Annotated in this window: 18 protein-coding genes and 3 pseudogenes; 11 read left to right on the top strand and 10 right to left on the bottom strand. The window is 57.4% G+C overall.

All coding sequences use genetic code 11. The features are described from left to right. Positions 1-19 precede the first annotated feature (19 nt). The 3 genes and pseudogenes from LG385_RS19260 to LG385_RS19250 all read right to left on the bottom strand — a co-directional run. A pseudogene (locus tag LG385_RS19260) lies at positions 20-772 on the bottom strand (IS5-like element ISPre1 family transposase); the annotation flags it as partial. A 19-nt stretch (positions 773-791) separates the two neighbouring features. Beyond that, positions 792-1,942, bottom strand: a protein-coding gene (locus LG385_RS19255; protein WP_085990595.1) for an IS3 family transposase whose coding sequence is annotated in 2 segments (ribosomal slippage) — positions 792-1,705 and positions 1,705-1,942 — 1,152 coding nt in all. Because the reading frame shifts where the segments join, the coding sequence is not laid out codon by codon here. A gap of 55 nt (positions 1,943-1,997) precedes the next feature. After that, positions 1,998-2,234 (bottom strand): annotated as a pseudogene (locus tag LG385_RS19250) (IS5/IS1182 family transposase); the annotation flags it as partial. Between the two features lie 461 nt (positions 2,235-2,695). Here LG385_RS19250 and phnC point away from each other — a divergent pair. From phnC to LG385_RS19220, 6 genes are all read left to right on the top strand, one after another. Further along, positions 2,696-3,523, top strand: a complete 828-nt coding sequence (phnC, locus tag LG385_RS19245) for a phosphonate ABC transporter ATP-binding protein (RefSeq protein WP_003118432.1) — start codon at positions 2,696-2,698, stop codon at positions 3,521-3,523. Beyond that, on the top strand, positions 3,520-4,383 hold the full coding sequence (phnD, locus tag LG385_RS19240) for a phosphate/phosphite/phosphonate ABC transporter substrate-binding protein (RefSeq protein WP_225775527.1): 864 nt from the start codon (positions 3,520-3,522) through the stop codon (positions 4,381-4,383). Before phnC ends, phnD begins: the two co-directional genes overlap by 4 nt. 8 nt (positions 4,384-4,391) lie before the next feature. After that, entirely contained in the window at positions 4,392-5,219 is an 828-nt protein-coding gene (gene phnE, locus LG385_RS19235; RefSeq protein WP_010466252.1) for a phosphonate ABC transporter, permease protein PhnE, read from the top strand. A gap of 8 nt (positions 5,220-5,227) precedes the next feature. Continuing rightward, positions 5,228-6,238 (top strand): phosphonate dehydrogenase PtxD, encoded by a 1,011-nt coding sequence (gene ptxD / locus LG385_RS19230; protein ID WP_003127732.1) that lies wholly within the window; start codon positions 5,228-5,230, stop codon positions 6,236-6,238. Continuing rightward, positions 6,232-7,101, top strand: coding sequence for a LysR family transcriptional regulator (locus LG385_RS19225; RefSeq protein ID WP_015275427.1), 870 nt, complete (start codon positions 6,232-6,234; stop codon positions 7,099-7,101). Before ptxD ends, LG385_RS19225 begins: the two co-directional genes overlap by 7 nt. 69 nt (positions 7,102-7,170) lie before the next feature. Continuing rightward, complete coding sequence (locus tag LG385_RS19220) at positions 7,171-7,485, top strand: hypothetical protein (RefSeq protein ID WP_023118213.1); 315 nt, start codon at positions 7,171-7,173, stop codon at positions 7,483-7,485. A 46-nt stretch (positions 7,486-7,531) separates the two neighbouring features. On the opposite strand, the gene LG385_RS19215 is transcribed toward LG385_RS19220, so the two are convergent. Next, positions 7,532-8,158, bottom strand: a complete 627-nt coding sequence (locus LG385_RS19215; RefSeq protein WP_015275428.1) for a DUF6088 family protein — start codon at positions 8,156-8,158, stop codon at positions 7,532-7,534. Between the two features lie 77 nt (positions 8,159-8,235). Further along, positions 8,236-8,532, bottom strand: a complete 297-nt coding sequence (locus tag LG385_RS19210; protein WP_015275429.1) for a helix-turn-helix domain-containing protein — start codon at positions 8,530-8,532, stop codon at positions 8,236-8,238. A gap of 103 nt (positions 8,533-8,635) precedes the next feature. Between LG385_RS19210 and LG385_RS19205 the strand changes: the two genes are divergently transcribed. The 5 genes from LG385_RS19205 to LG385_RS19190 all read left to right on the top strand — a co-directional run bounded on the left by LG385_RS19205 (position 8,636) and on the right by LG385_RS19190 (position 15,956). Next, complete coding sequence (locus LG385_RS19205) at positions 8,636-9,091, top strand: hypothetical protein (RefSeq protein ID WP_031642520.1); 456 nt, start codon at positions 8,636-8,638, stop codon at positions 9,089-9,091. 32 nt (positions 9,092-9,123) lie between these two features. Continuing rightward, positions 9,124-9,354, top strand: a complete 231-nt coding sequence (locus LG385_RS25555; protein WP_015275431.1) for a BPSL0761 family protein — start codon at positions 9,124-9,126, stop codon at positions 9,352-9,354. Between the two features lie 235 nt (positions 9,355-9,589). Next, entirely contained in the window at positions 9,590-14,011 is a 4,422-nt protein-coding gene (locus LG385_RS19200) for an NACHT domain-containing protein (RefSeq protein ID WP_015275432.1), read from the top strand. 65 nt (positions 14,012-14,076) lie between these two features. Then, positions 14,077-15,453 (top strand): multidrug DMT transporter permease, encoded by a 1,377-nt coding sequence (locus tag LG385_RS19195; protein WP_225775526.1) that lies wholly within the window; start codon positions 14,077-14,079, stop codon positions 15,451-15,453. Between the two features lie 188 nt (positions 15,454-15,641). Further along, positions 15,642-15,956, top strand: a complete 315-nt coding sequence (locus LG385_RS19190) for a hypothetical protein (RefSeq protein ID WP_015275434.1) — start codon at positions 15,642-15,644, stop codon at positions 15,954-15,956. Positions 15,957-16,134: 178 nt separating this feature from the next. Here the strand turns inward: LG385_RS19190 and LG385_RS19185 are convergent, their stop codons facing one another. The 5 genes and pseudogenes from LG385_RS19185 to LG385_RS19165 all read right to left on the bottom strand — a co-directional run bounded on the left by LG385_RS19185 (position 16,135) and on the right by LG385_RS19165 (position 23,854). Next, complete coding sequence (locus tag LG385_RS19185) at positions 16,135-18,564, bottom strand: S8 family peptidase (RefSeq protein ID WP_015275435.1); 2,430 nt, start codon at positions 18,562-18,564, stop codon at positions 16,135-16,137. Positions 18,565-18,589: 25 nt separating this feature from the next. Continuing rightward, complete coding sequence (locus tag LG385_RS19180; protein WP_003246630.1) at positions 18,590-19,576, bottom strand: AAA family ATPase; 987 nt, start codon at positions 19,574-19,576, stop codon at positions 18,590-18,592. Positions 19,577-20,008: 432 nt separating this feature from the next. Beyond that, complete coding sequence (gene msrA, locus LG385_RS19175; RefSeq protein WP_003246627.1) at positions 20,009-20,554, bottom strand: peptide-methionine (S)-S-oxide reductase MsrA; 546 nt, start codon at positions 20,552-20,554, stop codon at positions 20,009-20,011. 157 nt (positions 20,555-20,711) lie between these two features. Then, positions 20,712-21,104: pseudogene (gene msrA, locus LG385_RS19170) on the bottom strand (peptide-methionine (S)-S-oxide reductase MsrA); the annotation flags it as partial. Between the two features lie 59 nt (positions 21,105-21,163). Next, positions 21,164-23,854, bottom strand: coding sequence for an EAL domain-containing protein (locus tag LG385_RS19165; RefSeq protein WP_225775525.1), 2,691 nt, complete (start codon positions 23,852-23,854; stop codon positions 21,164-21,166). Between the last annotated feature and the right edge of the window lie 19 nt (positions 23,855-23,873).

Here is a 23,873-nt window from a genome sequence, read left to right as displayed (position 1 = left end):
GCGGCAGCCATTTTCCACATTACAGGCGCACCTCTCCTGCATTCGCCAGTAAATGTCGGCGCGCCATCCACAGGTTCGACAGCGCGAACAGCGTCATCAGTTGCGCCGTGTTCTTCGCCAGACCACGGAAGCGCACCTTCACATAACCGAACTGGCGCTTGATCACCCGGAACGGATGCTCGACCTTGGCTCGTACCTGAGCCTTGGCCTTCTCAATCTTGCGCTTGGCTTTGTACAAAGCACTGCGCTTATCAAGCTTCTTGTAAGTACTACGGCGGGCGGCGATCTGCCAGATGGCCTCCCGGCCTTCATGTTCAGGGCGTTTCTCGACGCCGGTGTAACCCGCGTCGGCACCGACCATGTTCTCATCGCCGTGCAGCAGCTTATCGACCTGGGTGACATCGGCCACGTTGGCCGCCGTGCCCACCACGCTGTGCACCAAGCCCGACTCATCATCGACACCGATGTGCGCCTTCATGCCGAAGTAGTACTGGTTACCCTTCTTGGTCTGATGCATTTCCGGGTCGCGCTTACCGTCCTTGTTCTTGGTCGAACTCGGCGCATTGATCAGCGTGGCATCGACGATCGTGCCTTGGCGCAGCGACAGCCCTCGGTCGCCCAGATAGCCATTGAGGACAGCCAAGATGCCGGCGGCTAGTTCGTGCTTCTCCAGCAAACGACGGAAGTTGAGGATGGTGGTTTCATCGGGGATACGCTCCAAGCTCAGCCCCGCGAACTGGCGCAGGATGGTGGTCTCGTACAGCGCCTCTTCCTGAATCGCCCCGGCTTTCCTAGACACTCTCCAAGCTCTGGAAATAACGCTTTTCAAACTCCACTGGCGACAGCTGCATAGCGCTGCTGTGCCGGCGCTTGGGGTTATAGACCATCTCGATGTAATCGAACACATCACTGCGGGCTTCTTCGCGAGTGCCGTAGGTTTTCCGTCGGATGCGCTCCCGCTTCAGCAACTGGAAAAAGCTTTCCGCGACCGCGTTGTCGTGACAGTTACCGCGTCGACTCATGCTGCTGATTAGGTTGTTGGCCTTTAGGAAGCTCTGCCAGTCCGAGCTGCTGAACTGGCTGCCCTGGTCGGAGTGGATCATCACCTCCTGCCTGGGCTTGCGCCGCCAGACCGCCATCAACAACGCATCGATGGCCAGGTCGCTGCACATCCGTGGTTTCATCGACCAGCCGATCACCTGGCGCGAAAACAGATCCAGCACCACCGCCAAGTACAACCAGCCCTCATAGGTGCGGATGTAGGTGATGTCGGTGACCCAGACCTTGTTCGGCTCGCTGACCTTGAACTGCCGCTCCAGGCGGTTGGGCGAAGCCACCGTCGGCTTACCGCCGTAATAGCCGGGGCGCCGACGATAACCGGTCTGCGAACGCAGCCCCTCCACCCGCATTAGGCGAGCCACGCGGTGCCGGCCACAGGACTCGCCCAGCTCACGCAGGTCGTCGTGGATCTTGCGGTAGCCGTAGACCCCGCCGCTTTCCAGCCAGGCATGCTTGATCAATCCGAGCAGGCGCTGATCTTCCTTCTCGCGTGCGGATTTCGGCTCGGCCAGCCAGGCGTAGTAACCGCTGGGATGTACCTGGAGGGTCTGGCAGAGACGCCGTACCGGGTACTCCACCGACAGCTTGCTGATGACGGCGTACTTCAGCCGGACTCCTTGGCAAAGTACGCGGCGGCCTTTTTTAGGATGTCTCGCTCTTCGGTCACCCGCTTGAGTTCCGCGCGCAAGCGACGCAGCTCGGCCTGTTGATCATCTACCTGCTGCCGCTGTGCTTGGGGCTTGCTGTAGCGCTTTACCCAGGCGTACAGGCTGTGCGCGGACACGCCTAGACGCTCCGCCACATCGGCAACGCGCAAACCGCGCTCGGTGACTTGCTTGACCGCTTCGATCTTGAATTCTTCGGGGTAACGCTGGTTGCTCATGGCACCTCCTGATGGGCCTCATTATGAGGCTTGGAGGTGTCTACGAAACCAGGGGCGATTCATCCATCGCTGGATCGCTGTAACCGAACCAGTTTTGCATCAGGTGCACGCGCAGCATCGCCATCAGCGGATAGGCCGGACGACCGCCTTCACCCTTGGGATAATGCGGCTCGATCAAGGCAATCAAACCCTTCCACGGCACCACCCGATCCATCTCGATCAGGAACAACTCTTTGCGGGTTTGTTTGCGCTTACCGGCGTACTCGGCGTCAGCGAAGGTCATCTGCTTCATGGGGAAACTCAGCGGGTGGAATCCGGGTCTTTTGCCAAAATCTGGAAGTCTTCTTCAGAGTTTCCCTAGCATTAAGCTGGGCGCGACAACAGACGTCTAGTTGGGCGGCACCTGAAGGTTTCGACCAGCCACATAACGGCCTAGGTCAATCGACGGGCAAGAATAGAATGTCTCCTATAGTCCGCTAGTGTGCGCTCTCTTGCTTGGATGGCATTACGTTCTGGCCCAACGTTACTGTAGCGAATCCGCAGCAGTATCAATCAAAGCCTCCTGTATCCCGCGTGAAGAAAGACGCTACGTTGCGCCCGTTCTTCCACGGCTTCGCTTGCCGCCCCGCTACGGCAGATTCGAAGTATTCATCGAAATGTCATCCTTTAGAAACAGTGCGTTAACAAGGAATTTCTACCCTTTGCATCGCGAACCGCAATTGTGCGGCCAGCAATATTGCGAAAGGTGATCAAATGACGCCCCATCCGATACAGGACGCCGTGCTGCGGGTCGACCGGTTGAGCGTCGTCTATCCAGGCGGCGTGACAGCCCTACGCGATACCTCGATTGCATTTCGGCGTGGTGAGTTCACCGTGCTGCTTGGTCTCTCGGGCGCAGGCAAGTCGACCTTGCTCCGTAGTCTCAATCGACTCGTCACGCCCACTGGCGGCAGTGTCACCAGCGAACTCGGTGAACTCGGCAGCGGCTCGGCCTTGCGTCAGCATCGTCGGCGTACCGCCATGATCTTTCAGCACCACCAGCTAATCGAACGTCAAAGCGCACTGGCTAATGTGCTTACCGGTCGGCTGGCCTTTCACAACACGCTCCGCTCGCTGTTTCCTCTGCCGCGTGCCGATCAGGAGATTGCGCTCAGTTGCCTCGCTCGGGTCGGTCTGGCAGACAAGGCGCTAAGCCGGGTGGACAAACTGTCCGGTGGCCAGCAGCAGCGGGTAGGCATCGCGCGTGCGCTAGCGCAACAGCCGGCGATCATTCTGGCCGATGAGCCGGTAGCCAGTCTCGACCCGGCCACTTCGGTCCGTGTTCTCGGATTGCTGCGCGACATCTGCAAGGAAGACGGCATCACCGCCATCGTTTCGCTGCATCAACTCGAATATGCCCGCCGCTTCGCCGATCGCGTCGTCGGGCTGGCCGATTCTCAGATCGTTTTCGATGCCGCGCCCTCGGAACTCACCGATGCGCAGCTTGAGCGCATCTATGCAGGCCGCTCTACGACTCAGCCAGCGAATGCTCCGGCTGAACCACCTGTCATGCTCGAACCTTCACTGGAGATGTCCCGATGAAACGCTTATCCGCGCTCTTATTGACTTGCTTGCTGTCCGCTGTTTCAAGTTTGTCCGCCCTAGCGGCCGATGCCGATCCGGATGTGCTAAAGGTTGCCCTGCTGCCGGACGAAAACGCCTCCGAGCTGATCAAGCGTAACCAGCCGCTGAAGGATTATCTGGAAGAGCATCTGGACAAGAAGGTGCAGCTGATCGTAACCACCGACTATTCCTCGATGATTGAGGCGATGCGCTTTGGCCGTATCGACCTGGCGTATTTCGGTCCGCTGTCCTACGTCATGGCCAAAAGCAAAAGCGACATCGAGCCCTTCGCTGCCATGGTCATCGACGGCAAGCCGACCTATCGCTCGGTGATTATCGCCAATGTGGCGTCAGGCGTGAATGAGTATGCCGACCTTAAGGGCAAGAAGATGGCCTATGGTGACCGGGCATCGACGTCCAGCCATTTGATTCCCAAAGCCGTGCTTCTTGAGACGGCCGGTTTGACGGGTGGGCAGGACTACGAACAACATTTTGTGGGCACGCATGACGCCGTTGCCGTCAACGTGGCGAACGGCAACGCCGATGCGGGTGGGCTGTCGGAGGTAATTTTCAATCACGCAGTCGAACGTGGCCTAATCGATCCGAGCAAGGTGAAAGTACTTGGTTACAGCGGCGAATACCCCCAGTACCCCTGTGCGATGCGCTCGAACCTGAGCCCCGAGCTGAAAACCAAGGTGCGGGATGTATTCGTCGGTATCGACGATCCCGAAGTGCTGCGCAACTTCAAGGCCGAGGCCTTCGCGCCAATCACCGACGCCGACTACGATGTGATCCGCAACATGGGATCGCTGCTCGGCCTCGACTTCGCCACGATGTGAGCACCGATATGTCTACTCATTACGACGTGCAGGCGCTGCCTGCAGAGCAACGCGAGCACATCCTTCGAGGCTTCGGCCTCGGTTGGTGGCGCCAGCTGGGGCAGGTGGCGATTGTATTCGGAGTGGTGCTGTTGGCCTGCTGGTACGTGGGGCTGCTCGATGCCACCACGCTGCTGAACGGGCTGCCCTCCATCGCGACCCTGGCAGGCGAGGCCATGCCGCCAGACTTTTCGGGCTATCGAAGCTGGATTCGCCCCTTGATCGACACCTTGGCGATGAGCATCGCCGGTACGGCCATCGCAGTGGTGTTCTCGCTGGTGGTGGCCTTCGTTGCAGCGCGCAATACGGCGCCGCACCCCCTTGTGTTCGGTGTTGCCCGGGTGCTGCTCAATGCCCTGCGGTCGGTGCCGGAGCTGATCATGGGCATCATCTTCGTTGCAGCCGTAGGGTTCGGCGCCTTGCCGGGCGTGCTTGCCCTGGGTCTGCATTCGGTCGGCATGGTCGGCAAGTTCTTCGCCGAGGCCATCGAGCACGTCGACGAAGCGCCGGTGGAAGCCGCTCGGGCGGCGGGGGCTACGCCGATGCAAGTGCTGCTGCACGCGGTTTTGCCACAGGTGACGCCGCAGTTCGCCGACGTGGCGATCTACCGCTGGGAATACAACTTTCGCGCCTCCACCGTGATGGGCATGGTTGGCGCCGGCGGTATCGGCTTCGAACTCATGGGCTCGCTGCGCATCATGCAGTACCAGGAGGTTGCAGCAATCCTGCTGGTCATCCTGGCCATGGTCACGCTAGTAGACGCCTTCAGTGGCGTGCTGCGCAAACGTTTCAAATAGGACAAACCATGCTGCCGAAACTCGTTATAACTCACCGAGTACACGATGAGATCCTGCAACTGCTGGCGCCACATTGCGAGCTGATGACCAACCAGACCGACAGCACGCTGCCGCGCGAGGAAATTCTGCGCCGCTGCCGCGATGCTCAGGCGATGATGGCGTTCATGCCCGATCGGGTCGATGCAGACTTTCTTCAAGCCTGCCCTGAGCTGCGTGTAGTCGGCTGCGCGCTCAAGGGCTTCGACAATTTCGATGTGGACGCCTGTACTGCCCGCGGGGTCTGGCTGACCTTCGTGCCTGATCTGTTGACGGTCCCGACTGCCGAGCTGGCGATCGGACTGGCGGTGGGGCTGGGGCGGCATCTGCGGGCAGCAGATGCGTTCGTCCGCTCTGGCAAGTTCCAGGGCTGGCAACCACAGTTCTACGGCACGGGGCTGGATAACGCTACGGTCGGCATCCTTGGCATGGGCGCCATCGGACTGGCCATGGCTGATCGCTTGCAGGGATGGGGCGCGACCCTGCAGTACCACGAGGCGAAGGCTCTGGATACACAAACCGAGCAACGGCTCGGCCTGCGCCGGGTGGCGTGCAGCGAACTCTTCGCCAGCTCGGACTTCATCCTGCTGGCGCTTCCCTTGAATGCCGATACCCAGCATCTGGTCAACGCCGAGCTGCTTGCCCTCGTACGGCCGGGCGCTCTGCTTGTAAACCCCTGTCGTGGTTCGGTAGTGGATGAAGCCGCCGTGCTCGCGGCGCTTGAGCGAGGCCAGCTCGGCGGGTATGCGGCGGATGTATTCGAAATGGAAGACTGGGCTCGCGCGGACCGGCCGCGGCTGATCGATCCTGCGCTGCTCGCGCATCCGAATACGCTGTTCACTCCGCACATAGGGTCGGCAGTGCGCGCGGTGCGCCTGGAGATTGAACGTTGTGCAGCGCAGAACATCATCCAGGCATTGGCAGGTGCGCGCCCAATCAACGCTGCGAACCGTCTGCCCAAGGCCGAGCCTGCCGCATGTTGAATCCGGTCTGGCTGAAGAGCCTGGTAGCGATCGTTCAAACAGGCAGTTTTCAGAGCGCGGCGAGGGCGTTGGGGCTGGCCCAGCCGACGGTGTCGCAGCACTTGCAGAAGCTTGAAGAGCAGGTCGGCGTAACGCTGGTGCAGCGCAGTCGTAGCGGCTGCCAGCCTACCACACGGGCGCTGGCCTTCATGCCGCATGCGACCGCCTTGCTCGACATGCACGCCCGGGCGCTAGAAGCCCTGCATGGCAATCGTGAGCGCGTCGGGGCCAGCTCCAACATCGGCACCTACCTTCTCCAGCCATTCGTGCGCAACTATCTGACGACCGCAAATGAGAGGGGCGAGGTGGATCTGCGCATCGCCGCCAACCCGGATGTGGCCGACCAGCTACTGGCGGGCCAGCTCGACGCCGCGATCATGGAATGGTGGCTACCTCACCCCGACTTCGAACACCGCCTCTGGCGGGTCGAGCCGCTGGTGCTTATCGTCAGCCCCGACCATGCGCTGGTTGAAGCAGGGTGCATAGAACGTGATCGTCTGGTGGACCTGCCGATGCTGGGAGGTGAACCGGGTAGCGGTACCGGACGGCTTCTGACCGAATACTTTGGCGAACTGGGCGTGCCTCGCAGCGGTATGCAGCTAGGCAGCACCGAGGCAGTCAAACAAGCAGTGAGGGCGGGACTCGGCGTGTCGTTGGTGATGGCTTCCGCAGTACAAGACGAAGTTCGCAGTGGCGCGCTGGTAGCTCTTCCCATCCCGGGGCTTGAAAAGCGTCTCCAACTGATCTGGCGCAAACCTCCCGGAAATCTGCACCCGCCGGGATTTGTGCGGCACTTATTGGAGGAGGCAGATCTAGCTGGATAAGGTGATGGATGGTTGCGATCCAGCGCTTGGCTTGTCAGCCTAGGGAAACTCTGAAAAAGACTTTCTGATTTGGCAAAATACCGCGACCCCAACCTCGTGAACGAGCAGACGGTGGACGAGAAAGTCTACGACCGCCTTTCCGAACGCATGAAGGACCGCTTTGATCTGTTCGGATCGTTGCCGGACACCATCAAGGACGAATGGATTGACGACATCGAGCATCTGGGAGAATTGATGGATCAGTACATCAATGCCCAGAAGCAGGAAACCGGCTTCGATCTGCGCTACAACGCCACCATGCGCCCAACCGATAACGACTGGCGCAACTGCGCACAGGTCTTGTCACGTCGAGATTTTGAGACGCTGATGAGGAAAGGGTGGTGACCGAGGTCCAATCGGTGAGCTGGTTCGCCACTGCTTATCTGGCGCACTAAGCTCGCTCAGGCGCCTTGTTCAGTGAGGCAGGTTCATAGTTGGCATTAGATAATACCTCCTGCATCCATTTCGGCATCATGCATGCTCTAAGGGTTGCCAGTTCGACAGGGCTGAGGGCGCAGGTAATTTTGGAAAGCGTCTGCGAAGACAGCCCATCTTTGCCGAGGTAATAAAGTGCGGTCAGTGCCATGCCCACCATAGTGCCAGCGTGCTGCAAGCGATGACTGGACACATGCTGTAGGCGAACCACCGCATTACCAACCTTGATTTTGCGGGTTGCTCCGCTTGTGTAGAAAGTCGGTACTACCTGCATCTGAGTACTAAGTCCCAGCCTGCGCACAGCTTCCGCACCATGTATCTGAATCGTCTCGCCATTTGCTTTAGTGAGAATGCTCATGATGGCTAGCGGGCTAGGTATGAGCCGGCGACCGGTGTAGCGGCTAAATTTTGGTCGCATGTAAATGCCGCGAGCGACGCGCTCAAGATGACCTGATTGCACTAGCCTGGAGAATGCCTTATCGACGGCAGCACGAGAGCCAGCCTCTGCGAATAGCGAGCGAGGAAAGGGCTTCCCCTTCTGCATTCGCTTAATTCGGTTCGAGATTGCTTCTGCGACGGACATGGCACCCTTAGCGATCTGATTCTTCGAAATGGACTGACTAGAGGTCTCTCTTTCAACGTCGAGTGTTACCCGTAAGCCTATGATGCAGGCTCAGCGAGCAGGCTCTGTAACTCATCTCCAACTCTCTTTAGCAGTAACTCACGGTCAGCGGGGGCCTCTGCTCCGAGCAAATAGGTGATGGCCAGGAGGGTGACCGGGTGGACATCGAGCACCTTGCAGAGATCATCAAGCTTTTCGAGCGTAGGACTGGTAGCCGCCCGCTCCAGCATGCTGACGTAGGTGCGGCTGCTAACCATTGAGAAGTCTTCCTGGGTAAGCCCCTGGCTGTGACGCACCAACCTCAACGCTTTACTAAACGAATTCCGGACTTCCATTTTGCGCTCCCGCAAAATGGAAAGATGAAGCGTGATTGAACAATATATGACTACAAAATATATTGTTCATTAGTCGAGCATGATTCTCATCAAGGGGCCTGGGATGTTCAAGACAAATCGGAAATCTGAGCTGTTTCCTGGGCGCTCCAACGGCTCTGATGACGTTCAGTTCTGGTCATTTATTGAGCAGGATGCGGCTTGGCCTTGGTTCTATCTTCAGCTGGTGGAGGACGCTGGTGGGGAATTGTTTCGCAGCATGCTAATGGTTCCGACACCCGTACAGCTTGAGCAGGTCGTAGCCGTAAAAGATGATCATGCTTGGATTGAGCAGGCCCAGCTTGTGACTCCATCGCACATCAACGATACGGAGCGCTGGACAATGGAGCCTTTGTTGGAGGTCAGTCTGATCCTTGATGATCAGGGGCTTGAGCTCGGATATAGGTATCGCGTAGAGGGAGGTCGAGAGTACAGCGTTTCTGTCGATCCGTTTCCAGACGGACAGCTGAAAACTCACATGATCTTCTCTGCTGCATTGCACATCAGGGCGGAAGGCTATTGATTTCAGGTGTTTAGCTTGTTTGGAGGTGAGGCATGACAATGCCATGCGAACGTACCCGAGCAGTGATACAGACACATGACTTTCTTCTTGAGCTCTCGCGTGATGGGTCTTTGCCCGAACGGGTTCGGCGTGATGCTCGATTCCTGCTGCGTCATTATCCAAGCCGGACTGACATGCTTATGGCCGGCCGGATTGAGGAACAGGCGGAGACGCTGCCAATTGGAGCTCTTGGCCCTGTATTCAGCTCGACAACAACTCTCTAATAGGTATCGAATCGGATGTGATCGCTCTCGCCCTCTACAATCGCGGGCCCACATGAGCGTATGAGGAAGCTTTAAGAAGGGGCTCAGTCGCGCGCGGTGGGGGGATAGGCCTGTACAACTGGGCTGGCGTTTCCCTGCGGTAACGGATAACCCATATATTGCTGCCTTCAGCCGCATCACCGGGTTCGCAGCGCGAGCCGATGCTGTCCTGGCAGCTTCTGAAGGCGAGTCACCCATGTCTGAAGACATCAAGAATACCGCGATCACCGCCGCAGGTTACATTTATCAGAACCGTCAAGGCCTCAGGGTTCTTTGCGATTGGCTTGACGCACCGGCTCGCTATACCCGGGTGAGGTTTGAGTGTGACGACGAGGCTGTCGCGCCGACAGGGCTGGATGACATCGTTGTCGAGCGTGCAGATAGCCTGCTTGATCTCCAGCAGGTCAAGTTCACCCCTGATCCAAACGCGCATCCGCTCTGCTGGGATTGGATGCTGGAAAAGACTGGCAAGACAGCGCGATCGAGGTCGATGTTGCGCAAGTGGTTCGATGCTTTCAAGGCGTTGGAACCGGCGCGTACGGGCTTATTTTCGTTGACGACCAATCGCCGGCCGGATGCCGATATCGAAGCTTGCCTCAGCGGCGGCAAGATCTCCTTTGCCAGGATCCCCGAGCCCAGGCGCTCTGAGGTCATCGCGGAACTTGGTGGCGAGCAAGACTGCGAGGCGTTTTTTAGCCAGCTGCACATTTTTCACAGTGACAAGGGGTTCGACACGCTGGAGCAAGAGGTCGATGCGCGACTTCGCAAACACGGCACTCCTGAGGGTATTGCTAACCTCAAGTACGTAGCTTTGAACTGGGCGACGCGGAAAAACTTCCCACCCCCTGACGGTTGGATCACGCTGGAGCAGGTTCGCACCATCCTGCGCTCGACACCAGCGGCGCCTTTGCCAGAGGACTTCGTTGTCCCACTGGGCTACGAGGTGCCTGATGAGACGTTCCATTCGGAGTTTGCCCGTGACACCGTCAATGCTACTGGTGGGGCGATCGTGCTCACTGGGCCGCCGGGTCGTGGAAAAAGTACCTATCTGAGCGCGTTGTGCGACACGCTCGCTGAGCGGGGCATCCCTACCGTCCGGCATCATTACTTCCTCTCGACGACGGAGCGAGGGCGAGACCGGGTGAACAGCTATGTAGTCGAGCAGTCCATCGAGGCGCAAGTCAAACGGTTTCATCCGGATGTTCAGGTGCCGGTGGGCGACCTGCGCTCGCTACTTGAAGCGTGTGCTTCTCACTACAAGCAACTGGCCAAGCCGTTCGTTCTTGTCTTGGACGGGCTGGACCACGTCTGGCGCATTAACGCCGAGGACAAGCGGCCGCTGGACGATGTGTTTGCCCAGGTGATCCCATGCCCGGACAACATGGTGCTGCTCGTCGGCACCCAGCCAGTGGACGACGTCCAGTTACCGACGGACCTGCTTGCTGTCGCGCCTAAAGCGGAGTGGCGTACGCTGCCAGCGATGTCTGAAAACGCAGTCCTGTCCTATTTGCGCAAGGCATTTCAGGAAGGCAGATTTACGACTGGATTCGAGGGCGAGGATGGAGTTGAAAGGCAACTGCAGGAGACTGCGACCGCGCTTCGTACGCAGACCAATGGTCATCCTCTGCATGTCATCTATGCCGTTGCGGAGCTTGAACATACCAGTCGCAGTTTGTCGAGGTGGGACGTCGAGCAGCTGAAGGGGGACTTAAGTAGGGAGGCACAGTTCTACTACGCATCGCTTTGGCAAAGCCTCCCTCCAAGCCTCAAGGACACATTGCGGCTCGTATGCGCCTTCTCGTTCTTCTGGCCTAGATCTGCATTCGGGGAGATCGCCACAAAAGTCGGCACGGCGGAGCCGGAGGTCGCAAAAGTTGAGCATCTGCTTCACTCCTCGGCGGCTGGCCTGAAGGTTTTCCACGAGAGCCTTGCAGTCTTCGTGCGCGCAACCCCAGGCTACGTCGACCGCATTGAGGAGCTGATGCCAGCAGTAGCAAGTTGGTTGGAGAGCTCAGCGCCCACCTCGCTACGCGTGAACTGGCTCTGGACGGTTCAGGCGAGATTGGGTGACCCCAAGAACCTTATCGCCGGTCTCACCCGCGACTGGATCATGCTCCGCCTGGAAGAGGGATACCCGGAGTCGCTTTTTGACACGCTGCTATCAGACGCGCTGGTTGCAGCGCTGGATACCAAAGAGTTTGCTGAAGCCTATCGGCTCCAGCATTTAAAGGGGCGGATGGTCGGTGGGAGCCGATACCAGATGCAGAGCGACGACATGGCCAGGCTGATCTCGTTCACCTTCTTCCTCACCACAGAGGAGAGTGTCGTGCGTGAGGCTCTAGCCTCTAGACACGAGATGGACATCCTCCAGCTCGCCGCGCTTGGGTTGGCCCTGCGTACACGGGGCGATGAGATTGTGGCTGAAATGTGTGGTGAAGAGGCGCTTCGTCGGTTCAGGGGGCTTAGTCGTTTCTCCAGCAGGTACTCGTCGAGTGCTGGCTCTGATGAGTTCCAGTTCCTGGTCGACGCATTTGCACGGCTTGGCGTCATCGGTGCGACACCAACAGCGCTAGCTCAGCTGGTTTCCGAAAACGGGGCGGCCGTTTGGCTGCCAAGAGTCCAGATATTGGTTGAGGAAGGTAATTTAGACGACTTGATGGAGGTCGCTGCTTCGCTTGCTGCTGGTAGGAGCAAGAACCTCATCAGTGACGCGTGCGTTCGCGCGGCAGCGACCGCTGGAGTGAGCATCACCGAGCGCGATGACTTCAGCGCGCTTGCCCGAACGCCCCTCGTCGCTGCCGTAGAGGCAGCTTGTAAGAGGGTTTCCAAGCCCATGAACGAGCCTATCCCCATTGAGTGGCTCAATGGTAACTACTACGAGCGCAAAGAAGATCTGGCTACACTCGCGCACCACTGGTTCTTTAGCGCCGTTCATCTGAGCCTGTCTATGGCTGTAGAAGGGCAGACCGCCTTCGAGTTCGTGCGAGCTCCCTCCTACAAAGACAAGGCGAACATCACCGACTTTCTCAACGCACTCTCTGCGGCCGGTGCACAGGTTGCGCACCAATGGTGGCAGGGGGAGTTCATAGACTTCCATGAGCTGTTCGCGTTACTCCAGACAGTGGAGTTCAGGCGTTTCAGGCAAAACCATGACGAGAGCTCTGCAGCCGAGGACTTCCGGAGCGCACTGCATCGAATTGCCTGCGACATTCGTGTAGGGAGCATCCTGCAGGGGCACTTCGACGATGTGCCCCTGACCAAGGAAACTATGGAGGCGGCCGGGCAGTACGTTTGGTTTGACAGTGAGTCCTTCCGCACTCAGTACGCGTCCGGATTGCTGGCGAGGATGGGCGATGATGCGGCGGCGGCGTTCGTTGAGTCCCAGCGTATCCTGCTTGATGCAGAGATCTGCCGTGAAACCAGCGTACATCTTCAGACACCGCTCCAGCTTTGTTCCATTGCGCTAGCCCATGGGTTGAGCGCCAGTGCTCGCGAGTTGTGTAAGCAGACCTGGGAGCTGAGTACTGGCTATGCGCATCGTAAAGACCCTACGCTGAACAACACGGTCGACGCCATCGGCTACCTAGTTGATGTCGCACCGAACGACTCCCGTCGATTGCTCGGCCGTATTGCGCCGCAGGTGCACCACGTCCTGGACTACACCGACGGGAAGGGCACCAGACATGTTCTGGCGGCCGCCGATCGGCTGCTTGCGAAGTTGAAGCCGTCTGCTCTGGTAATCAAGTACGAGGAGCACATACACGCAGGCGACTGGTCGCAAGCAGAGGACAGTCTGCGGGAATACGTGGTGCAAGGCATCGAGGACGGTTGGCCTCTGGACGCGTTGATGCGAACCGCACTACATCCTGAGATTCATGACGTGCTGAGTAAACTTGCACTCGAAGGTAACTCAAGGGCTGCAGAGCGGCTTGGCGTCCTTCGGGAGCACGTCGGTTGGGACATCGGTTTGCTGCAGAGACCGGAGTATCCCGGCAGTAGTAGCGAGAGCAAACCTTACACGGGAGATGTAACGGACTTTGCACCGGAACAACTCAGCGACCTGCTCGACAGTTTATCGGCCAGCCACAGCGAGCAAGAGAAACTCCTTCGCGACTGGTATCAGCACTGGGATAAAGCGGGGCAAGGAAAGCGACTGCTCTCGGCGCTCGACGGCTTGCTTCTGTCAGAAAAGGGCTGGCCCAGCGGAGTCTTGGTGCTGTCTGACCTGGCCTTTCAGACGAGGCGCAAACTAAGTGGCGTGAAGGCAGCATGGAAGTACCTTGTCCAGGCGCATATCCGAAACGGTGCCTGGGTCGGGTTTGCGGAGAAAGAAGAGAAGACCCTCAGCAGACTCGATTTAGTCGTCAAGCATTATCCGCAGCGCTGTGACGAGTTTGTGGCTGCGACAACCTACGCCATGTTCGGCGATCCTGAACCGCCACGTGTGGCGCCCACGGAAGTTATGGTCTACTTCTATGCGCGACAAAATAGGATCGCTGAGGCAGTGAAGTTCGCGGAGACGATGGTCAATTGCGTTATTGAAGACACCCGTACCCTGCCGTTGGAGCGGCCTCGCTGGGCGGCTGAGTTGGTATCTTCTGAGATAGCGGAGGCTTGATGGACGAGCTTCGCATCCTCGTTGCTCGGCTTGGTTGGCCGTCAACGTCTACAAGGTGGTGGGCCATGCAGGAGCTGGCAGCTAGGCTGGGGGAGCCAGGTTCGAAGGCTGAGACCGAGTCCGTGCTTCTCCAAATGCTGAGCTCACGCCAGCTTGAGGCCGAAGTGGTCGAGATCCTGTGTATCTTCTGGATGGCGGTAAGAGCATGCGGCTACTCCCCCACTTCCAAGCTGGCTGAGAGCACTTCGAGGTCATCCATCCTTTCGGACCTCGTTCTGGAAAGCTGTGGTCTGTTGCCAGAGGGCGACGACGAAGCGCTGGAGGAGGTTCCCGAGGAGTTCGAGATACCCCAGGACTTTGACGGCGTGCAGGGCTCAGATTTGCCTCGGATCTTCCGAACTTCCTTGGGAAAGCTTGAGAGTCATACTGGGCTGCCGTTCGTCCGGCAGATGGCCTTTGAGTGGACGGCGAACCGCACCGCCTACCCAGACGCTCCGTTCCAAGGAGACCCCTGGCACTTCCTGAGGCCCATGGGCGAAGGTTTTGTCGGACAGCTATCCTCGCGGGCTGCTCTTCGCGCCATCTCCGCCTACCTTCGCACGCTGGCGGTTGCCGAAGATTTGTGGGGTATGCCAACGGATCTGGCGGAAGAAAGGGCTCTCTTGGCTTTACCTGTTCATCCGACCTTAGCCTTCCTCCGACCACTACGCCCTGTTTGGTTCCCTGCAACAACCGACTTCGACGGTGACACCGAGGCAATCGAAGCCTCCCTGCGAGCTCTGATTAGTCGCGTAGAGGCAGCGCGACCAAGTGACGAACTGATCGCGTTCAGTTCGCCAATCGTGATGTCGATCGAGAGGTGTGTGGAGGTCTCGATCGTTCGCTGGTCACAAGCGGCGGGCAGCGAGATCGCTGATGTGGATTTGGCTGTACATTTGGAGAACATCTGGTCCAGCGGGCGGATGCTTCGCAGTGCGGCGCCTGAGCCTCTGAGCACGACGACTCTTTTGATACCCCCCCATCTTGGCAGCCTAATAGATGGAAAGTGCAAGGCCTGGCCGCTTGCCGCGCCGCTCGATCTCGACCGCATAGGCTATCTTCAACACGATTTGTATCCGGGGCGGCTATTCCTTCCAACGCTCCCTGGCTGCGACCAGGCCGAGTTCACCCCTTGTGGTGGGCAGTTGGAGGTCAAGGTGGGCGAGCAGGTCATCGCTGATCTCTGTTACTGGAATGCGGGCTGGGGACCCGCACGCCCCATGCAGTTCGAAGGCAACTGTGGTGCCGCACTCATTTCAAGAGGTACGAGCTATCGGGAAGCGGGGGGCTCAACGGAAGGGGCGGTTCGCTCGTTCTATCTTTGGCAGGTGCGAACACTGCACCGAGACAACACCTTTGACAGGTTTAACCAAGCGCTGGCTATGGGCGCTATGTTCGTCTAGTTAGTCCCAAATCACTGTTGATGGCCGTTTATGGCTCGGGCTGTGTAAAAACCTCTGAGTTTTGCCGCTGGTTCGGAATCCCGAAGGGCCGTATTTGAGGCGCACGTAATCCCATCGAGCAAAGCTCCTGAAGGCATATCGTGTACCAGATGAACGAAGGCGTGCATGTACCCTGATTGGAGGCTTCGATGAAGATCACAGCTATGGAACAGAGCAAATCGGTCAGTGATGTCCTGTGCGACATCTGCGGCGATAGCACGCGCGTTGAAGGGCAAGGATTGCAATTTGGCACTCTTCGCGCCAGTTGGGGCTATGGCTCGGCTCATGATGGCGAGCGCTATGAGGTCCATCTGTGCGAGTCCTGTTTTTTCAGAACGCTTTTAGGTCTCAGACGTGAGCGGATGGTGAACTTCATGTTCAGTGATGAAGACCAAGATCTCAGCGACTTTGGGCGCGTTGCTCACGATGATTTTTTCAATGAGGGTGGTAGCTCGGCCACCTAATTCCCGGCTGTGGCAGCACCCAAGTCTAGCCTGCATCTCATCTTTAATTGTGAGATCAACGTCAGCTGAGGCGACGTGATCCCCTGCGCGGAGAGCACTAAACCAAACACGTCGAGGATGCATTGCCTGCTTAAATGGCTGAGTCCGTAGGGTACTTGCAATAGCAGGCGAATATTGACTACCCGCGACTCTGTAGCCGAGCAGCCTGTTGAGCCTTTTGCTGTTCCCTTGCCACAGCCTGCTGCGCTATCCGCTCCTGAATCTGGGTGTAGAGCTGAGCATGCTCATTGTCCCGATCAGCTACAGTGACCACCAGAGAATAGGGCTCCTTCTCTGCTGCAGAGGGGTTCCAGTCACGGTCTTGCCTGACCACGACCAAAAACCACTTTTCACCCGGTTTACACTGCCGAAGCGTCCAGCGTGAAGACTGGACCGTACCGCGGTTTCTCAGCTGGGCCGAGATGTCGCGATTGCTGGACTTGGCCTCCTTGAGCACCTCCGTCTCAGCCTTGAGTTCCTTGCTAAAGTGCTTCTGAACTTCGTCTAGCGAAGTGCCTACAGCCAAGCGATAGTTGATCTGAGTGGCCAAGTAATCAATTCTGGTAGTTCGGACTACTGGCGAGTAAGCCAATGTTATCGAGAGCTCACGTGTCCCACGAGCGGAACGCAGGTAGTCGTCCGGCAAAGGCAGCTCAAAGAACTGGCATCCGTCGTTTTCAATAGTCTCCTCCGACATCAGAACTACGACGTTATTGGAAGATCTGAAGAGGTCGGCCTCACTCACTACGCCATAGCCAGCGACATCTCTCGCCACATCACGCTTCCGAGTGGCTTTAGCCTCCTTGTAGCCCTTTCTGAACTCATTAGAAAACGTGGAAATAACCTCACCTGGAAGGTAGGCCTGATTGACCAGCATCGCGCGAAGCATATTCGCTGACGCAGTTGGATATTCATTCAGCAAGCGCCCGGCCAAATGAGTGATGTATGGTGCCGCGAAGCTCGTTCCGCTAACTTCTTTGAAGATGGTGTTGCCTGCCCACTGATGGTTAAGCGTAAGTACACCCAGCCCCCGCATGTGCGGCGACCACTGAGCATTGGCCTGCCTCATGGGGCTGGCAAGGTTACCACCCGCCGCAACAAGCTCGGGCTTGAGCGCACCCTTAACCGAGGGGCCATGCCGAGTGAAAGGTGATGGTTGGTTTTCCGAGGCAGGCGAGAGCTGACTGATATCTGGATATTTCTGGCTGTCAAAAGTGGCGTTGTGCCGGGAGATGCTTCCCACCGTCAGCACCATCATTGCGGGTGCCGGATCGATGATTGCGCTTTGTTCTGCGACAAGATATTCGGGGTACTCGTCACGCCAGCTGTTTACCGGAACTGGAGGTTCTTCAGAGCCGCGGAAGTTACCCGTAGAGACCACAAACAAAATGTTATGCCGCCTTGAGAGGACGTCCAGGATGTAGGCGAGCCCCCTGACATGAGCTCCATCGTACGGAGCATTATTGTTACCCAGGGAGAGATTGAAGATCCGACATCCAAGCTCGACGAAGTACTCAACCGCTTTCGTCAGTGATGCCTCAAGCGAGAGCTCGTCATAGATCGCATCGCCAGTATGCGGACACTTCTTCATCACCTTCCCATTGAAAATCCAGAGCTCCGGGCGCCAGAAATTTGAGTTGTTGCAGGCCTCTACGTCGCCATACAGGGCCACACCGGCTACAGCAGTACCATGTCCCGCCTGGTCATCGTCTCCTTCCTCATCCACAAAGGAGGCGCTTTCAGCCATCGCAGGTTTCAAGAGGGGGTGGTTCCCGTTGATACCACTGTCCAGAATGCAGACCCGTGCCGCATCTGCGGCCGGTGCAGGTATGTTTCGAGGTAGCTCGTTGATATCCCGATTCAGCTGCTGAATGCTGATTCCGGTGGCGGGAATGAGATCAACAAGCCGGACATCGCGGTGGTTCAGCAGTAGCTGTGCTTGTTCGGGCGTCACCTCAACCCGGTACATGAGCAAGCTGTCCAGATTCAGCTTGTCGAGCCTTTTAATGCGCTCCCCTGAGAGCCAGGCCTCGAAAGCATTTGTGAGTAGGATTCGCTTCGGGTGGCTCGCTACATAGACAGGCCATAGTTCGACATCAAGCTTGAAGGTGGGGGTGTCCGGAATCCCGATATGGGTGATCGCCCAGCTCTTCCGATCCTCCGCAGACCATGTCTCCACCCCTGCGATAGCCTCCAGAATCTGGCCATAGGTCAAGGCGTCGTCCATAACACCCAGCTTCGTCAGATGGTCAGCGAACTTGGCCAAACCTTCTTCTGTCGCGAAAACAACGCAAAGCTGTTTATCCTCCTGGCTGACGAACTCCAAGCCATGGACATCAAGGTTTGAGAAGTTGAGAGTGCCGTCGTATTTCAGTTTGAGGACGTAGGGAGAGTTAGCTGTCGAGCCGATCTGCTTTTTGGCTTGCCCTTCAGCCGTAAGAAAGTAAGCATTGAGTTTCTGGCCATGCCCTCGACGATCTTCACGTTTGGTGAAGGGAGGGGGATTCTTGGTCCGGCGTGAGTTATCCAGAACTTCCCGTGCAATGTTCAGATGCTTGTAGGTAGCCACCGCTTCTTCCTTGAATTGTTATGATTCAGGACTTCCTGAGATCTTCTCTTGCAAGTGCGCTTTTCAGCTCTTTGAGGGTCAGAAACTCTTGCTCCCGCAGGATCATCCGCTTCGCGGCGCGACGTATAACTCGCTCAACATCAGCTCCGCTCTTGCCCTTAAACTCCGTCAATACTTCCTTGTCGTCAATCTCAAATTGACGCCGGATTCCTCTCAGCTTCAGTGACAAAATATCTTTCAGTTGCTTCTCATCCGGGAGCGGAAATTCGATGGATTCATCAAATCGTCGCCAAATGGCAGTGTCCAGAATCTTCTCATGGTTAGTAGCAGCCAAGATCAAACTGCGACCTTCGTATGAGTCCATCATCTGAAGCACTGCGTTTACTACACGTCGCAGCTCACCATGGTCGCCACTATCGCCGCGCTCTTTACCGATTGCATCGAACTCATCGAATAGAACAACAAACGGATGCTGGGCAATAAAATCGAAGACCTTGCGAAGGTTGGCAGCCGTTTCACCAAGGAAAGACGAAACCAGCGCATCCAATCGGACAATTGCCAAAGGTCGATCAAGTTCGAACGCTACTACCTCGGCTGCCAGTGTCTTTCCGCAGCCCGGTGGGCCGAAGAAAATCACCTTGCCCGCGGGCTTCATACCGTAGCTGCGGAGCACATCAGCACGACGGTTCTCTTCGAGTATCTCCTCTAGTGCAGCAGAGCTGCTGGGAGGGAGAATCACTTCATCAAGGGAGCGCTTAGGTGACCTTATGTCAAGCAGCGGTAAACCGCGCTCTTTATCTACGGGAACATCATAGTGAGTGCGTGATGTGCTACTAGATGCTTTGAAGTTCAAGTCGCTGCCGTAGAGGATTTGCTCTAGATCATTAGCGAGAAGATGGTGTTGTTTCTGCCGCTCTTCCTCGATAACAGCTTTAGAGGCAAGGCGAAACGCATCGGTATCACCTGCAGTGCCCGCTTTGAACAACTGGCGAAGAATTTTCCCATTGGCCATAGTCGCCACCCTCTGAGTTACCGCTATTTTATATTATATGTAGGTATTGATAAACCCAGTTGCGGCTACATAACTTGCAATAAATTGTTTCGCATTTTGATCTTCATGGTCAAGGACTCCATTCCTCATTAAATAGCTAAACACACTTGAGATTAAAAGTTTGGAGTAGTGCGGCTGATATGGCAGTGTAGCCTAACTCACGTTCTAAAAACTTTAAATAACTAGCCTTCGAAATTCCGCCGAGCGGCAGAGCATCATGCCGCCTAGCGCCCAATCGCCAATGCTACCCAAGAGTGAGGCAATGGGCCTGCAGGCCTCAAAGCCTGCTAGGCAGCTGGAGTCTGATGCTTACGCAGCTTCTTCATCATCCGCCACCTCCTCGCCCATCGGGGCGGGCGGTCGTGATGGTTGGACTCGGTTTTACATTGGGCACTATTCGCGCCCAGTTGCTTTTTGGTTTTTGAATATAGTTTCCAGCTTTGCGAGCTTTGGTGCTATTGATATCTGGCAGTATCTATTGCTTGGGTTCTTTGTGAAGAAGTCTTGGTGGTATTCCTCGGCTTCGAAGAATTCAGTTAACCTCTCTAAGGTGGTTGCCGTTGGGTTTTTCCAAAGGCCATTTTTTTCAGTTTCTAGTATTGCGGTTTTCGCGGTTACTAGCTGTTCGTCGCTATCATAAAATATGGCAGATCGATATTGGGTTCCGATATCTGCACCTTGCCTATTTAGAGTGGTTGGGTCATGTATTGCAAAGAAAATCTCAAGCAATTCGGATAGGCTGATTTTGCTACTATCAAATTCAATCTTTATTGCTTCGGCATGGCCTGTTTTGCCAGTGCATATATCATCATATGTTGGTGCGTTGAGGGTTCCCCCCGTGTAGCCACATTTCACAGACTGAACGCCCTTGATTCTCTTGAAGACTGGTTCAAGACACCAAAAGCAACCGCCTGCCAGTACTATTTTTTCGGTTTTCATACGGGTCTCTGTATAAAATTCAGGGGGCTGGGGTGCTGCCGATATGGGTGCAGTATGGCTGCTGTGCTGTCACGTAGATCGCCTGGCTGGGCTATAGCTATGCTGAGGCGCGCTAGCAATAGGATTCCTAGCATAGATTTACTCTTGACTGTCCTCCTAAGCCCTGTGTTGGGTTGTGGGATTCCCAGAACACCTTGAGCAGGTCCTCGTAGCGGGTTTCCTTCGGATCGAACACCACCATCACCACTTCGCTGTGGCCGGTAAGGCCGGAGCACACTTCTTCGTAAGTAGGGTTGGGTGTATAGCCACCGGCATAGCCTACTGCCGTGGTGTACACGCCGGGCTGTTGCCACAGGCGGCGCTCGGCGCCCCAGAAGCAGCCCAGGCCGAAGTAGGCGACTTCCAGGCCGGCCGGGAAAGGCGCTTGCAAGGTGCGGCCATTCACAAAGTGTTCGGTGGGCACCGCCATTGGCGTTTCGCGACCAGGCAATGCCTGCTGCGCGGTAGGGAGTTCGTTCTTGTTCACAAGGATTTCCGAGCGCAGGACCATGGTCTTCTCCGCGGTAGGTCAGTAACAGCCCTACAGTGTGCCTCAGGTGCGCGCTTGTGTCAGGTCGCCGGGCCGCGCGGGTATCGCTTGAGCGCGTCCACCAGGCGTGCCGACGGGATTGGTCGGTCGAACAGGTAGCCTTGGCCAACGTCGCAACGGTGGCGGCGCAGGAAATTCAACTGCTCTGCCGTTTCGATACCCTCGGCCACCACCTTCAGCTTCAGGTTATGGGCCATGGCAATCACCGCCGAGGTGATTTCCATATCGTCCTGGCTGGTGGGGATGTCGTTGATGAAGCTGCGGTCGATCTTGATGATGTCGATCGGGAATTTCTTCAAGTAGCTCAGCGAGGAGTAGCCGGTACCAAAGTCGTCCATGGCCAGTGACAGGCCCAGGCCCTTGAGCTGCCCAAGGAGTTGGCGAGTGTCTTCCGTGGCTTCGAGCAGCAGGCCTTCGGTAAGCTCGAGCTCGAGCAGGTTGGGGGCGAGCTTTTCTTCGGTCAGGATCTGGCTGATGGATGCCACCAGGTCCGGGTCGGAGAATTGTTTGGGCGATAGGTTGATAGCTACGTGCAATGGGCCGTATCCGGCCGCGGTCAGCTGTTTGCTCATGCGGCACGCCTGGCGCACCACCCATTTGCCAATGGGGATGATCAGGCCGGTTTCCTCGGCCACGCTGATGAACTGGTCCGGGCGGATCATTCCTTTTTCAGGGTGGTTCCAGCGTAGCAGTGCTTCCATGCCCAGCAGCCGGCCCGTGCGCAGGCACAGCTTGGGCTGATAGAACACTTCCAGTTCGTTCTGGGTCAGTGCCCGGCGCAGGTTGTTTTCCACGAACAGCTTGTAACTGGCTTCCGCGTTCAGCGCTTCGGTAAACACCTGGACCTGATGCTTGCCGTTGGCCTTGGCCTTGTGCAATGCCAGGCCGGCGTTTTTCATCAGGGTTTGCGGGTCGCGCCCATGCAGTGGCGCGCAGGCGAGGCCAACCGAGGCGGTCACGTTGATCAGCTGGTTGTCGACGAACATTGGTTTGTCGAGCGTTTTAAGCACCTGCAGCGCCAGCTGCTGGCCGGCTTCGGGGTCGGTGTCATCCAGCAGAACGGCAAATTCATTACTGGCGAAGCGCGCCAGTGTGCCTGAAGGGCTCAAACTGTTGCGTAGCCGGCGGGCCAGGCTGATCAGCAGTTTATCGCCGGTCTGGTGCCCGAGGCTGTCGTTGATGCGCTTGAAGTTGTCGATATCCACCAGCATGAGCGCCAGTGGTGTGTCCACGTCGCTGGCGAAGCGCTCATCGAGGCTGCGGATGAATGCCGGCCGGTTCCCCAGGTTGGTGAGGTTATCGGTATACGCCAGCCGCTCGATGCGCTGCTGCGCGAGTTTGGATTGCGTGATGTCCTCGTAGATACCGATGTAATGGGTGAGCTCGCGATGGTCGTTGAACACCTTCGAGATCGACAGCTGGCCCCAGTAGGGTTCGAGGTTCTTGCGCCGGCTTTTGAACTCTCCCTGCCAACTGTTGCTTTTGGCAAGGCTGGACGGTGCGTCGAACAGCAGTTCGCTGAGGTTTTCGAGGGCCGGCAGCTCGGAGAGGCGGTGCCCATGTACTTCATCTGAGGTGTACTGGGTGATTGCGGTGAAGCTGGGGTTTACGTACTCCACCACACCATCGCAGTTCACCAGCAGGAACGCGTTGGCGCTCTGTTCCACCGCGCGCTGGAAAAGATGCAGCGCGCTGGTCGCAGTGCGGCGATTGTGATTGGTAATCACCTGGGCGAACTGGTCCGCCAGCTCGCCGGCGAAGGCAATCTCCTCGGACTGCCAAGCGCGCTCTGTGTGCTGCTCCAGGCAGAGGATGCCCACTACCTGCCCGTCGACACGAATACTCGCGTCCAGCACCGATACGATGCCTCCATGCCGCGCCGCCGCCGTGAGGTTGCGAATGCGTGGATCGCCTGTGGGGTTGTTGGCATCTACCGCTCGGCTTCGATGCAAGGCATCCAGGTAGTCGGGATAACGGCTGGCATCTATCGGTGCCGGTACGCTGTAGGTCCGGGTGCCCGCGCTATACGCGAGGATCGGGACCAGCCGATGCCCCTCCAGGTGCCAAAGGCTGGTACCGTCAATCTCGAAGATCTCGCACGCGCTGCGGGTAATCAGCTCTGCCGCTTCGCGCATGGGGTCGTTGGTGGTGTAGCGCTGCCGCGCCAGGCGCAGGATCAGGTCCTGCTGGGCCCGAACGCGCTCCAGATGATGTAACTGCTCGCGCTGTGCCCGGTGGTTGACCTCCAGCGCAACCTGCAACTGGCCACTTGGGGAGTTCAAGTCCGCTTGCCCGGCGTCGAAGGTATCGCCCGCCAGGTCATCGACACCCAACAGGTAACCGCGCAGCAGTTGGCGGTTGTGCTGCTTGAAGGGTTCGCCCACTTCAAGGATGTTCACCGGGCCATTGGCCGAGTGCAGCACGTAGCGCACCAGGTAATAGGCGCGCTTGGCAAGCTGGGCCTGGATGGCGTCGTGCAGCTGATAACGCGCTTCGGGCTCCATCAGGCTGGCATACGGCGAGCCGATCAAGGCACACAGTTCGCTTGCCGGCAGGCCAAAGTCTTTCTCGCAGGCAGGGTCCAGGTACAGCAGGGCCCAGTTTGCCTCGTTCAGCCGTTCGAAACGGAGCATGCCCAGGCGCGAAGGCACGGGGAGCTGCGTAACGACCTCGGCCGCCATTCGAGTGGCGGCATCCGGGTGGCTTTTCATCGAGAACTCGCTTGAGAAA

Source organism: Pseudomonas sp. Marseille-Q5115, assembly GCF_916618905.1.
Lineage (GTDB): Bacteria > Pseudomonadota > Gammaproteobacteria > Pseudomonadales > Pseudomonadaceae > Aquipseudomonas > Aquipseudomonas japonica_A.
The sequence above is the reverse complement of the archived record's forward strand: the minus strand, read 5'-3'. Positions and strand labels throughout refer to the sequence as shown.

What these genes read in the sequence shown, in the direction of transcription:
- LG385_RS19165 (WP_225775525.1), bottom strand. Translation starts at nt 23,854, where the DNA reads ATGAAAAGCCACCCGGATGCCGCCACTCGAATGGCGGCCGAGGTCGTT.
- phnC (WP_003118432.1), top strand. Translation starts at nt 2,696, where the DNA reads ATGACGCCCCATCCGATACAGGACGCCGTGCTGCGGGTCGACCGGTTG.
- phnE (WP_010466252.1), top strand. Translation starts at nt 4,392, where the DNA reads ATGTCTACTCATTACGACGTGCAGGCGCTGCCTGCAGAGCAACGCGAG.
- LG385_RS19195 (WP_225775526.1), top strand. Translation starts at nt 14,077, where the DNA reads ATGCAGGAGCTGGCAGCTAGGCTGGGGGAGCCAGGTTCGAAGGCTGAG.
- LG385_RS19200 (WP_015275432.1), top strand. Translation starts at nt 9,590, where the DNA reads ATGTCTGAAGACATCAAGAATACCGCGATCACCGCCGCAGGTTACATT.
- msrA (WP_003246627.1), bottom strand. Translation starts at nt 20,554, where the DNA reads ATGAAAACCGAAAAAATAGTACTGGCAGGCGGTTGCTTTTGGTGTCTT.
- LG385_RS19225 (WP_015275427.1), top strand. Translation starts at nt 6,232, where the DNA reads ATGTTGAATCCGGTCTGGCTGAAGAGCCTGGTAGCGATCGTTCAAACA.
- LG385_RS19205 (WP_031642520.1), top strand. Translation starts at nt 8,636, where the DNA reads ATGTTCAAGACAAATCGGAAATCTGAGCTGTTTCCTGGGCGCTCCAAC.
- LG385_RS19215 (WP_015275428.1), bottom strand. Translation starts at nt 8,158, where the DNA reads ATGTCCGTCGCAGAAGCAATCTCGAACCGAATTAAGCGAATGCAGAAG.
- ptxD (WP_003127732.1), top strand. Translation starts at nt 5,228, where the DNA reads ATGCTGCCGAAACTCGTTATAACTCACCGAGTACACGATGAGATCCTG.
- LG385_RS19180 (WP_003246630.1), bottom strand. Translation starts at nt 19,576, where the DNA reads ATGGCCAATGGGAAAATTCTTCGCCAGTTGTTCAAAGCGGGCACTGCA.
- LG385_RS19210 (WP_015275429.1), bottom strand. Translation starts at nt 8,532, where the DNA reads ATGGAAGTCCGGAATTCGTTTAGTAAAGCGTTGAGGTTGGTGCGTCAC.
- LG385_RS25555 (WP_015275431.1), top strand. Translation starts at nt 9,124, where the DNA reads ATGACAATGCCATGCGAACGTACCCGAGCAGTGATACAGACACATGAC.
- phnD (WP_225775527.1), top strand. Translation starts at nt 3,520, where the DNA reads ATGAAACGCTTATCCGCGCTCTTATTGACTTGCTTGCTGTCCGCTGTT.
- LG385_RS19190 (WP_015275434.1), top strand. Translation starts at nt 15,642, where the DNA reads ATGAAGATCACAGCTATGGAACAGAGCAAATCGGTCAGTGATGTCCTG.